Below are 12,570 nucleotides of genomic sequence, written 5' to 3'. Positions count from 1 at the left end.
TAAACTGGTACCCATACACTGGACACTTAGAAAAAAGTGTTTAGCGTATGGGTACCTTTTTGTATACTGGAATCAATAGTGGGGGCGAGGGCATGAGTAAGAAACTCTTTAATAAAAATGAACGTACGCTTTTAGCGAATAATCCAAATGTTTTGCGGGTCAGTGAGAAATCAATCACGTATGCCGATGCGTTCAAACGCGTATTCATCGACCAGTATCTATTAGGAAGGACTCCTCGAGAGATTTTTGAAGCAAACGGCTTTGACGTGGAGATGCTCGGGATCAAGCGAGTCGAGCAGAGTGCGGATCGTTGGAAGAAAGCCTATGACAAAGACGGAATCATCGGACTGGCGGATTCACGCAAAGAGGCAGCTTTACGTCCGTTGAAACCAACGTTATCACCCGATGAGATTATTGCCCAACAAGAAGCAAAGATCAAGCTGCTGGAGGCACAACTGGAATACGTAAAAAAGTTAGACAGGAGCGAAAGGAGGCTGTTAGCAAACGGAGAAAACCTAGGTAAAAGTGAACGATTCGAACTTATCCAGGGCGCGATTGAACAAGGATACACACGCATGACGGGCTTCCTTTGTGAGCTGCTAGACGTATCACGCTCAGGCTATTACAACTACCTTTTATCTGCCGGTAAGCGTGAAGAACGTATGCGAAGGGATGAACAAGCCGGAGCCCTTGTTAAGAAAGCCTTTCATCGAAGAGGATTCAAGAAAGGTTCGCGCTCGATCAAAATGACACTGGAACATGAGTATGACACGGTGTACAACCTCAAGCGAATCAAACGACTCATGAATAAGTTTAATCTCATATGTCCCCATCGACGGGCCAATCCGTATCGGCGTATGGCGAAAGCAACACTCGAGCATCGCACCGTTCCTAATGAGCTGCAGAGGGATTTCAAGAAGGGGATTCCCGGACTTGCGCTGCTCACCGACATCACCTATCTCCCGTATGGCAAATCGCAGACGGCTTATTTGTCGACCGTGTTGGATGCCGCCACAGGCGAACTGCTTGCCCATAACTTCTCCACTACCCTCCATTTAAGTCTTGCGACAGACACCGTTAAATCATTAACGAGACAGCGTCGATTGAAGCTCCATAAGGACGCCTTCATCCATTCAGATCAAGGGAGCCACTACACAAGTCCCACCTACCAGCACTTATTGAAAATGAAAGGCCTTGGACAGTCCATGTCGCGACGCGGAAACTGCTGGGATAATGCCCCTCAGGAGTCCTTCTTTGGACATTTGAAAGATCATATAAAAAGCCGAAACTGTGCAACACTGGCTGAATTGGAACGAGAGATTCATCGCTACATTCGCTATTACAATTACCACAGATATCAATGGGGACGAAAAAAAATGACTCCTGTTCAATACAGGAATCATCTTTTAAGTGCGGCTTAACCCTTTTTTTAAAGTGTCCTTGACTAAGGGGCCAGTTTACAGTGTCTCCCCTCTTTTTTTACATGTAGTCGCACTTAAAGTTTGTAAACTCGGCCGCAGAGCCTTCCCCGCAAGCATACAAACCGATGAGGACGCCCGTAAACCCGCCGGCAACCTCGGAGGATAGATATCTTGTTTGCGCTGTGCCTAATTGGATGTCTTTGCCGTCCGCATGAAGAAAGAAGCTATAACGTTCGTTATTTGCACGTATAACCAGTGTGGCTTGATGGTTATCGCCGAGATCAGTTTCATGTTCGACAGATTTAATATCCCCGATATTAAGCCGCTCGATCACCTTATATCCGCCCGACACTTTCCGTACGGCCAAATCATAATGATGGTGTTCGTCCATATAGAGCGTGATGCCGGCCTCTCCGTTCGTAAGGCTGACATTGCATGAAATTACCGCGTTGAAGTCTTTTTGCCGGATGCCGATGAAGGTCGGGGATGCCGGCTGATCCAGCGTGATTTCGGTCCCTTTTAGAGTAAGCTTGTTTCGTTCCAATAGATAATTCTCCGTATGGGGATGACGCAGATAGCACCAGTCCAGGTCCCAATCCGTATTTTCAAATGTAAATGACTTCTTCTCATTTTGAACAACGGTTTCCAGAATCCGATCGGTTTCAAAGGTCAATAACGTAGTGCCGTTATGACCTGCCGTAAACCAGCCGTCCTCATTAAAAGTTACGGGGGTCAGAAAAACTTCGCGCCCAAGATGGTGATAAGTCAGCCATTGTCCGGTTTGACGGAATCCTAGGTGGAAGAGCCACCAATTCCCCTGGTTGTCCTGAACCAGATCGCCATGCCCGACGCCCTGCAGCTCATAGCCCCCTAAATTCCGGTTCGTTAAGACCGGATTATGAGGGTAAGCTTCGAAAGGACCGGATACGGAATTCCCCCGGGCATAAGTTTCCATATGTCCATATTCCGTTCCGCCTTCCGCAGCGAGCAGATAATAGAGTCCGTTTATTTTATACATATGAGGACTTTCCAGGTAGCGGCCGCCGGAACCTTGCCAAATCGTACGGCTTGGCGTCAGCTTCTTGCCGGTCTCGATGTCGATTTCACATTGAACGATACCCGGGACTCCGAAATCGTCGGCGCCGTTGCTCATGAAATACGTTCTATTACCTTCAAAATATAAGTCCGGATCAATTCCGCCCTGATCTACGAAGATCGGTTCGGACCACTCGCCGTAGATATCGTCCGTCCACACATAGAAATTTTGACGGGTGGTATCGTTCGTGGTCGTCATATAGAACCGCCCGTTATGGTGGCGAAGAGTAGGGGCGAATACTCCCCCCGAACTGTCAACCTTCTCGAGTTGTACCTGGCTTGTCTTGGTCAGACAATGACCGATTTGCCGCCAGTTAATCAAATCTTTGCTCTCGAAGATCGGTACGCCGGGAAAATACTGAAAAGAGCTGCAAATGAGATAATAAGTGTCTTCAACCATGCAAACGCTCGGGTCCGGATAGAAGCCTTTGATGACGGGATTATGGTATTTCATGCTTTCACCTCTTCAATAAATTCATATCTATAAGAATCCAGTTTGATCGGATGCTAAGGAAATTAAACAACATTGCGCGGAATCTTTCAATGGCGTGGAGGTTGAAGATTCATGTAAAATCCTTTAAATTAATATAAATGTGATTTCAACGGCCAAGGGCAGGAGGTATTGAACATGAACATGAACATGATTAAAGCGAACGGAGATTCAAAATATATGCCGCTATACGAAGCGCTTGCCAGTGAGGTCAGATGGAAAATTATGAGCCTGATTGCCGATAACGAAATGAGCGTAAAGGACATCGCGGCCAAGTTAGAGCTCAGCCCTTCCATCGTCACGATGCACATCCGCAAACTCGAACAAGCCGAACTCATCGGGAGCCGCAGGGTGCGCCGAAACGGCGGGACGCACAAAATGTGTTTCCTCAAACAAAAAACCGTCGAGATTGAGCTGCCATCCGCCGCCGGAAACGCAAAGGTAAGGGAGCAGACGATTTCAGTCGGTCATTATACCGCTTTTGAGGTGCATCCGACCTGCGGACTCGGTACGAGGGAGAAGGAAATCGGGGTTTGGGACGATCCGCGATATTTCCTTGATCCCGAGCGGGTTCAGGCTTCAATCCTGTGGTTCGGAAGAGGGTATGTGGAGTACAAAACGCCTAACTTTATGCTTCCCGATCAAACCGCTGAAGCCATCGAAATTTCCATGGAGATCGCTTCCGAAGCGCCGGGCCTCCGGGATCATTGGCCATCGGATATTACCTTTACATTTAACGGCATTAAACTTGGCACATGGACAAGCCCCGCCGATTTCGGAAGAGCCGCGCGCGGCAAATATACGCCGGAGTGGTGGCATCGAAATCTGAATCAATACGGATTATTGAAGACGATCCGCATTGACGCCTCGGGGACATTTATGGATGGGGAGCGGATGTCGGATGTGACCACTACGGATATCAAACTGAGAGAACCGTTTTGGAGTCTTCGTTTCGCGGTTGAGGAACAGGCCGTTCATGTAGGAGGATTAACGCTTTATGGTTCCGGTTTCGGCAATCATGACCAGGATATTGTGATTCGCGTATATTTGGCCGACAAAAATAACTGAAAGATATAAGCCCGGCAGCATGCCGGGCTTATATCTTTTTTCATTTTGTTTTAACAATCCTCCACAAGGTTCCCGTTTTGGGCTGAGGTTTTCTCCCGCTTTGCTCGGTCCCCATGATTCCGAAATCGACAAGATAAAGCTCATCTCCCGTGGCGTTGAATTTGACATCGATCGGCCGTACAGGTCCATTTGCAGCGGAATCGTCATTGGGATTCGTCAGGAAATCGGAGATTTGCCCTGTATCCAGATCCACTCTAACCACTTTATATCCCGGAAGCTCTCCCGTTTTCTCAAAGCCCGTTTCGCCAAATTGGGCAACGAATATTTCCCCCGGGCGGCCGAAGCCGGGATTGGTACAGAAATCGAATTTCATCGACGCGCTGTGCGGTTGTAACCGGGCAAGAGGTTGGGAAGACAGCTTAGGGTGTTTTTTCATTAAAAAAGTCGGTTTAGCTTGTTGATCGGCGTGAAAATGGGGGAGGGTCGCAGGCAGGCCGCTGAAGAAATCCGGAAAACCGTACCATCCGTTCGGAACGACCTCCCAGACCTTATCCCAATCCAAGCGGATTTGCCGGCTGCCCCGCGGGTCCGCGCCATGATCTGTAACAATCAATTTACCGGTATATGGAGAGAATTTTAAGCCGAACGTGTTGCGGAACCCATCCGCTACGATTTGCAAATCGCTGCCGTCAGGATTGCAGCAATAGATAACGCCGTTGGCCAACAACCGGCCCCGAACCATTTCGCCTTCATGGCTGGGGACCCCGAATGATTTATAGGCACCTGTAATCGCCACATCCGGTTGTTCCGATAATGGATTTCGAGTGACGAAGTTGGTCCCCATAAGTTCGATATCTCTGGCCGGCGTATCATGAAATTGAGGATGATGATTCAAGATCAGCATATTGTCGGTTCCCACAACGGCGGAATTGGTACCGGTGCCAACCGAGAAATACAGCTTGCCGTCCGGCCCGAAAATCACATCCCCGGTAAAATGGTCGCCGCATGTCATCAGCCCGTTCACGATGATTTCGACTTTTCCGTCCATCGACAAGCGGATAATTTGTCCGCAACCTGGCCCGTGTTCCTCTCCGATTGCCCCGGCGGCCACATAAAGGTAGCCGTCATGCCAGACGATTCCCGTCACGGGACCGCCAAAACCGCCGGCAATTTCAGTAAAGGAACCGTCTCCTTCTATGCGCACAACGCGTCCTTTGCCGGGTTTTGTACCGTACGCAAAGCCGGCCTCCGCAACGTAGATCGTTCCTTGCGAATCAAACGTCATCACCGTCGGAAAAGTGAATCCGGAGGCAACACGCTCTAATCGATAGCCTTCTTCTATTAAGTAATCCGGCTTTTTGGCGGTATGTTCTTCTTTGGAAAGATCCGCAAGAGTTTGTTTCAACCCGACCAATGTATTCACCTGCGAGAGCTGGCCATTTATAAGCTCGCCGATGCCAAGTTTACGGGAGGATGTCGGCATAAAGTAATCGGCGTAGCTCAAATATTCTTGCAATAATTGATATTCCCGGTAGTGCAGCTCTTTAATGCATAACTCGAATGGCTTATATTTCACGTTGATGGTGTCCGAGGGAATAGGGATCCGCTGAGAAATAAAGATGTTCTCAAACAAAGCCAATTGTTTCTTCTGCGCTTTCAGCAGATGATCCAGAACCGGTTGCAGTTTGGGTATGGGATTGCTTTCATGCAAGTGCCGGTATAGGCAATAATTTACCCATTCCCACCTAAACTGTCGTTGTAACATACCGCCGGGAATATATTCGTTCATTTACGTTGGACCTCCTCATCGTAATGATTTTATATAACCTTGCTCAGTTTTCGAATCATCCATTTACTGAACCAGACCCATACCCAGGCGTACAGGAGAGAGAATCCGAGTAAAAGTACGGTAACGCTCAAGTTAAATCCGGAGGGAAGGGCTGGACCCAGTACCGGAAATTGAAAAACGTAAAGCAACATCAAGATTCCTGCAAATAATGAAATGCATCCCGCCAGTAAGGCAGTCAGACGCGATTTCAAAAGCATGAAAGAAATGCCGATTCCAAGGGCCAGTATTCCGGTCGTAAACGGAAAAACGATCAGTTCGCTTGGTTGGATAAAGAGGAGCAGCAAAATTGTGAGGAAGTAAGCAATGATTCCGGAGCCTGCGGAAAGGACGGAGGCTAAAATAATGGGAGCAGTAGCGAAGGGACTGATTACAAAGCCGACGCCGGGCAATAATCCTCCCATGGATTGAAGCATGGCGGAAAGAGCCGCCAAAAATGCGACAGTGACCATATTTCTTGTGGCAAATACGCCGCCGCCGGAGCGCGCTTGAATCCGTGCAACTTCTTCGCATGCGGGATCTAACCAGTACTTCTTCAATTTGCTCATCCTTTTAAAATTCACCGCCTTCGATGTAGATCTGGACCGATATCAGAACGATGGCGAATCCGATGATGATCCAATCGCGAAAGCCCAAATGCAAATGGCTTACCGTGGTTTCTTTACCGGGAAAACAACGGGCTTCCATGGCAAGTGTCAACTGGTCCGCCCGGCGGAAGACGAGGAGAAGTACAGCGATCAAGAGCCGGGAACGGGATCGGATTTTGCTTTGCAGATGCTTCCCATGATAACGTGCGTTTCTCAATTGGCTTGCATTGAGCATCGAACCCAGCTCATCGATAAAAAGCGGAATGAACCGGAAGGCAAGTGTGCTCATCATGACAAATTTCCGGACAGGAAACCGGACGAAACGAAGGGGGCGAAGCAGCGTTTCCAGGCCGTCAGTCAGCATTTTTGGCGTTGTCGTTAGGGTAAATGTTGTCGTCGTGAGTATAATTAAAGCCAGTTTACAAGGAAACATCAGGGCTGTTGTAAGGCCTTCAAGGTGGATATGGATTCGGGAAACAGATAGCAAAATCCGACCGTGATGGTTAAAAAGCAGGTGGTAAAAGAACAAGATGAGGAGAAAGGGAAGAATCCCCTTTAGTCCGCTCCACAAATAAGCCAACGGTAACTTTGAACAGAGAATCAAGATCACCGAGGAAACTCCCAGGATTGCCATACTTAATTCCTTCGTCGAGCCGGCAAGCAGCGTCAGATAAATGACGGTAAAAATCAGTTTTGAGCGGGGATCCGCTTGATGAAAAAAAGAGGAGGTATTCATGAATAAGCCGAAAGGCAATAATTTACCCGAATGCACGCCGTTAGTCCCTCCCCGCAAGCTTAGTGAGGTATGCCGCCAACTGTTCCTCCTTGTAAATATCTCTTGGCATGGGAGCGGAAAGCCGTTCTTCAAGCAGATCCATAAGCCGAAGCAGGGGAGTTTTTGCAAAGCCCATATTTTCTAATTTATGCCAAAGAGGCCGGATTTCAGAAGGGTGGAAATCATTCGCGATTTGGCCATGGTCTACGGCAAGAATGCGCTCCGAATATTCCAGCGCTTCTTCCAGCCGATGCGAGATGTACAATATGGTCGTTTTCTTTTCAATATGGATCTGCTTTAAGAGCGATAAGACTCTTAACCGTTCCCAGCCATCCAGTCCGGCTGTCGGCTCGTCAAGGATGAGGATTTTCGGTTCCGCAGCCAATATTCCGGCCAAGACTGCACGGCGCAGTTCTCCTCCGCTGAGATGGTGCGGCGATAAGCCTCTAAATCGTTCATTGGATAACCCTACGGCTTCCAAGTTCTCATTTACCCGCCTGGCAAGACATTCCCGCGTTAAGCCCAAATGATTCAATCCTTCTGCGATATGGTTAAACACCGTATCTTCCATGACTTGATGCTCGGGGAACTGGGACAAATAACCGATTTCCTTCCAAACGCGTCGACGGTTGGCCTTTTTATTCAGCGGGTAAGATCCGACCCTGATATCACCGGAAAGGGGACGAAGCAGCCCGCAAATCGTATGAATCAAAGTGGTTTTCCCGCTTCCCACCGCCCCCATAATGGCGACAAACTGCCCGGATGGAATGTGCAAGGAAATATGATCGAGGGCTATCTTTTCATTGGGTGTATTGGGGTTATGGACGAGGCGAACGTTCTTTAAGAAAATATCCATTACATGCTCACCAGATCGAGCCAGCGTTTTCCATACTCCGCAACAATATCACGGATCCGCGCCGAAAAGGGAGGAAGCAGGCCGCATTGTTTGAAGAGAGATGGATTACGGGTTGCTTCCAAAGGCGGTCCGTCAAAGCGGATCGAACCTTTATGTATGATTACAAGCCGGCTGCAATGCAAGATTTCCTCCACATCGTTGGTTACTTGAATAATCGTGCAGTTCTTGCTGTGCAATTCTGTCATTAACTTGTGCATTTGCTCTGTGCATTTGGCATCGAGCATCGATGCGGATTCATCGAAAATGATGACCTCCGGTTGCATGACCAGAATGCCGGCGATCGCAAGCTTCTGCTTTTCGCCGCCGGATAAATAGTGGGGGAGGTCGTTTTTTTTATCGGTCATCTCGAGCGGTTCCCAAACATCCCGGCACCGATTTTCGATTTCATCCATCGCAATTCCGATATTGTATAAGCCAAACCGCGTGTCCTCTTCAACCGTCAACCCCACGATTTGATTCTCGACGTTTTGAAACACCATTCCGACTTTTTGCCGAATCTCCATAAGATGGTTCGGGTCGCCGACGGGCATGCCGCAAACCGTAACTTCTCCAGCAGAAGGCTGTAGAAGGCCGTTCATTAACCGAATTAGCGTCGATTTGCCCGAACCGTTTCCACCTATGATTGTGATCCATTCACCTTGATGGATGGTGATGTTCAATCCCCGGAGAGCCCATTCCCGGCGTGAATTATACTTGAGCCAGACATCCTTAAGCGAAATAACCGGATTCATCTTAACCCCCCGATATCTTCATCGTGGCGCTAATGTATATTCCAACTGAGAATGGATTAGAACGATGGATTTTTCCTTTGAGCTTTTCATGAGTGAAAGTCTTAACCAATGAAATGATGGGCGCATATCCTTGGAATAAATATGATTTGAAAAGGAGTAAAGGGAATATGCCGAATTCAATGTATGATTCTTCGAAGCAGATTGCAGCCCATTCTGCAACAAATCGATCTAAAAACTCAAGTTCTTTTCTGCAGCAAATGCGTTCCGTTTACCAACATCTCCAGGTAGCGAGTAATGCTCTTGCCTTGGGATCCGGAATGAGTTCGGAATTTAGATATTTGCACAAAGGGGACTCGAAATGAATCGTAAATTAACATTCGATTACATTGTCGTCGGCACAGGGCCTGCCGGGGCGGTAATTGCGAAAACACTGACCGATAATAAGAAGACGTCGGTTCTTGTGCTGGAAGCCGGCGAAAATAACGATCATGATACGGCAATCCGCGACTCGTCTAACGCTGCGGAATTGGAAGAGAACTTTTTCCCGCAATATTTCTGGCAAGGAGAAGGCGTCCCCCAACAAGGCCTGGATGACCGGGCGTTCGAATGGACAACGGGCAGGCTTTCGGGTGGCGGCTCCTCCATCAATGGAGAACAGTATGTCCGGCCTACCAGCGCTGTATTTCGTGAATGGGAAAAACTTTTGGGGCCGTTATGGTCCCCGAGACGTGCTGTTCTCCGGTTTAAACGTTTGGAGGATTACAACGGCAGAACCCGCAATAAAGCGGCCAGAGGGTTCAATGGAAGGTTGGACATAAGGCAGGCTCCTTTGAAGCCGACAAGAATGGCGAGGAAATTGACAGCGGCGATCGAGCGAGCCACCGGCTTGCCGGAAATTCTCGATTATAACGATCCCAAAACACCAATAGGGCCATTCACTCGATGGCAGTTATACCAGGATCCAAACGGTCTTAGGGAAAGTTCATCAACCGCTTTCCTATCCTCCGATATAATGACATCCAGTGGACATGGTGTGAATGGCCGCAGGCTCAGAGTCATTTATAAAACGACGGTTTTGCGGGTCCTTTTTTCCAATAAACGGGCGGTGGGCGTACAGTTTTTACAAGAGGGCAGATGCGTCACGGCCTTGGCAAGAAAAAAAGTCATTATATCCGCGGGAATCAATAGCCCGCAACTGCTCATGTTATCCGGCGTCGGTCCCGGTAAAATGCTTAAGCCGGCGGGCATCCCGGTGATTTTTAATAACCCCAATGTAGGCAAGAGGTTAAAGAATCATTCGCTTAACTTTGCCGTGTTTACGGTGAACCCGAGCGATCAGGCGCTTCCTGCAAGCGATCCGGACGCCCTTTATACCGGAGGGGCATTCTTGCCCGATCCCACGGGAGCCAATCCCGGCAGGCGTGCAGTACAACTCATAGGCATCGGTTCGGAGGATACTTTAACATTGGCGATTCTCTATCTTCGTCCGAAAAGTCGCGGAAACATCCGCATTCAAAATAACGACCCGCTCAAAATCGTACTTGCGGATGAAGGGTTTCTCTCAAATCCCGAGGATCTGGAAGCCATTAAAAACATTTTTAAAATATACGTGAAAAATATTGCCGCAGAGCTGGAAGCGATCGATCCGTCTTACAAGCTGGTTTCGCCAGGGCTCGATGTTATTGATAACGATGCTGAACTGGAACAATACATTAAGGAGAATTTTGATCATAATCATCATCAGCAAAGCTTTCTGCGGATGGCTCCGTTAAATAAAGGCGGGGTAGTCGATGCCCGAGGCAACGTTCATGGGGTGAAAAATTTAATGGTGGCGGACGCCTCTATCATTCCGTATACCGTAGACGGAAATACCTCGGCTGCCGCTTTTCTTATCGGTTATACGATTGCGCGTCAGCTGCAAAATAAAAGAAGAAAAAAACATATCCCATCAAAATTAGCGTTCGAGGAGTTTGAAGAATAATAGAAATCCGACTAGGGAAAGTGTCGCCATGTGACAAATTAGTTAGATTGTTAAAAATATCGTAATGTGAATAGATGGAAAAGAGTGGAATACCCCTTTATACTAATTTTAATATGTACAAGGGGGAGAAAACGGTCTTGGAAAAATTCAAATCGAAGAGATTCGTGTTGGGGAGCGCCATTCATAAATGCGTTATTGCGCTTGCCTCGGTTCTGATATGGCACCTGATCCTACCCAACCTTGTCGATGCCGAGGCAAGCGAGCGGATTCAAGAGATCGAAAGCTTTGTTAAGCAGCAGCAAGAACGAAGTAAGATTCCGGGCTTGTCCGTCTTGATTGTGGAGAAGGGCGAAACGGTTTATCAAAAAGGTTATGGATACTCCAACGCGAAGACGAAGGAGCCGGTTACGCCCGAGACCTTATTCGAGATCGGCTCCGCCTCCAAAGCCTTCACGGGGCTTGCTGTTCTAAAACTCGAAGAGGAAGGAATGTTAAAACGTACGGAGGATGTCCGGAAATATATTCCTTGGTTGGAACTGCAGTATCAAGGAGAAACGCAAACCATTACGCTGGACCAGCTTATGCATCATACCAGCGGAATCGCCTCGACTACGATTGCGCAAATCCCGGAGAGTCAAGCAGACAACGCGTTGCAATTAACCGTCGGAACCTTGCTGAATCAACCGCTCGACCGTAAACCGGGTACCTCATTTGAATACGCGACCATTAATTACGATGTTTTAGGCTATGTGATTGAGACAGTGACAAAACAGTCTTTCGAACAATATGTGAAACAGCGGATTCTGGATCCGATCGGCATGGAAGACACTTTTGTGGGACTAAATCAACTTCAGCCAAAGCAAACGGCCACGGGGTATAAAATCGGCTTTATGAGAGAGCAGGCATACATACCGCCTATTTACAGAGGGAATGTTCCTGCGGGGTATATTATCAGCAATTCAAACGATATCGCCAAATGGTTAAAACTCCAGCTAGGCAGCGTTTCAAATAGTAAGATCGATAAGCGGCTCATTCAAGAGTCGCACTACCCGGACCTTACCGTGGAGCCTTTCGATCAGGATACATATTATGCTGCCGGATGAGTAGTTGAAAAAGAAAACGGAAGTGAGTATCTATCCCATGCCGGAGCAAATCCGACATTCAGTTCGTATTTCATCATGAATCCCGATGAAGAAGTAGGGGTAGCGGTATTGTCCAACATGAATACAAGCTATACAACGGCCATTGCGGAGGGGGTAATGAATCTCTGGGAAGGGAGAGAAGTCTCCGGTCATTACTCCGATATCTATCAACAGTTGGACAGGATCTTAACCATCGTATGCGCTGTAATTGCATTTGTTGCTGTAATCCTTTTATTGCTGACTATAAGGACTATAACTTGGCTGATCAAAAAACAACGGATGAAGGCTTCCATAAACGCAAAAAGAATTTCGCTTGTGGTATTACACTCCGCTGTAGCGGGGGCGCTGGTAACTCTTACGGCCTTGATACCCAACCTTTTGTTTGGAGGGGCGTCTTGGGGATTTATTAAAGTGTGGAGTCCGACGACGGTCTCAGTGTTATTCTATAGTGTAATTGCGGGGAGCTGCATTTACTATATCTATGGATTATTATTAGCCTTCACGAAGAAAAAGTGACT

The 12,570-nt window shown here is 47.9% G+C and carries 10 protein-coding genes; 4 read left to right on the top strand and 6 right to left on the bottom strand.

The window, feature by feature from the left end:
- The first annotated feature begins 92 nt into the window (after positions 1-92).
- Positions 93-1,421, top strand: coding sequence for an IS3 family transposase (locus tag V3851_RS23145; RefSeq protein WP_331847368.1), 1,329 nt, complete (start codon positions 93-95; stop codon positions 1,419-1,421).
- A gap of 58 nt (positions 1,422-1,479) precedes the next feature.
- On the opposite strand, the gene V3851_RS23140 is transcribed toward V3851_RS23145, so the two are convergent.
- Complete coding sequence (locus V3851_RS23140) at positions 1,480-2,970, bottom strand: glycoside hydrolase family 43 protein (RefSeq protein ID WP_331848873.1); 1,491 nt, start codon at positions 2,968-2,970, stop codon at positions 1,480-1,482.
- 186 nt (positions 2,971-3,156) lie between these two features.
- Here V3851_RS23140 and V3851_RS23135 point away from each other — a divergent pair, with 186 nt between their 5' ends.
- On the top strand, positions 3,157-4,074 hold the full coding sequence (locus V3851_RS23135) for an ArsR/SmtB family transcription factor (RefSeq protein WP_331848883.1): 918 nt from the start codon (positions 3,157-3,159) through the stop codon (positions 4,072-4,074).
- A 40-nt stretch (positions 4,075-4,114) separates the two neighbouring features.
- On the opposite strand, the gene V3851_RS23130 is transcribed toward V3851_RS23135, so the two are convergent.
- From V3851_RS23130 to V3851_RS23110, 5 genes are read right to left on the bottom strand one after another with little or no spacing between them, the layout of a single operon-like run.
- Positions 4,115-5,863: a PQQ-dependent sugar dehydrogenase gene (locus V3851_RS23130; protein WP_331848872.1), complete on the bottom strand. Its 1,749-nt coding sequence runs from the start codon at positions 5,861-5,863 to the stop codon at positions 4,115-4,117.
- Positions 5,864-5,892: 29 nt separating this feature from the next.
- Entirely contained in the window at positions 5,893-6,468 is a 576-nt protein-coding gene (locus V3851_RS23125) for a hypothetical protein (protein WP_331848871.1), read from the bottom strand.
- A gap of 4 nt (positions 6,469-6,472) precedes the next feature.
- On the bottom strand, positions 6,473-7,243 hold the full coding sequence (locus tag V3851_RS23120) for an energy-coupling factor transporter transmembrane component T family protein (RefSeq protein WP_331848882.1): 771 nt from the start codon (positions 7,241-7,243) through the stop codon (positions 6,473-6,475).
- 40 nt (positions 7,244-7,283) lie between these two features.
- Positions 7,284-8,138, bottom strand: a complete 855-nt coding sequence (locus V3851_RS23115) for an ATP-binding cassette domain-containing protein (RefSeq protein WP_331848870.1) — start codon at positions 8,136-8,138, stop codon at positions 7,284-7,286.
- The gene (locus V3851_RS23110) at positions 8,138-8,929 is read right to left on the bottom strand and encodes an ATP-binding cassette domain-containing protein (protein ID WP_331848869.1); all 792 of its coding nucleotides are present in this window, start codon (positions 8,927-8,929) and stop codon (positions 8,138-8,140) included. Before V3851_RS23110 ends, V3851_RS23115 begins: the two co-directional genes overlap by 1 nt.
- 358 nt (positions 8,930-9,287) lie before the next feature.
- Between V3851_RS23110 and V3851_RS23105 the strand changes: the two genes are divergently transcribed.
- Positions 9,288-10,910, top strand: a complete 1,623-nt coding sequence (locus tag V3851_RS23105; RefSeq protein WP_331848868.1) for a GMC family oxidoreductase — start codon at positions 9,288-9,290, stop codon at positions 10,908-10,910.
- 137 nt (positions 10,911-11,047) lie between these two features.
- Entirely contained in the window at positions 11,048-12,013 is a 966-nt protein-coding gene (locus V3851_RS23100; RefSeq protein WP_331848867.1) for a serine hydrolase domain-containing protein, read from the top strand.
- Positions 12,014-12,570 lie beyond the last annotated feature (557 nt).

Origin of the sequence: Paenibacillus haidiansis, from assembly GCF_036553665.1 — a bacterium.
GTDB lineage: Bacteria > Bacillota > Bacilli > Paenibacillales > Paenibacillaceae > Fontibacillus > Fontibacillus haidiansis.
Note: the sequence above shows the minus strand (reverse complement) of the source record. Positions and strands in the feature narration are given on the sequence as shown.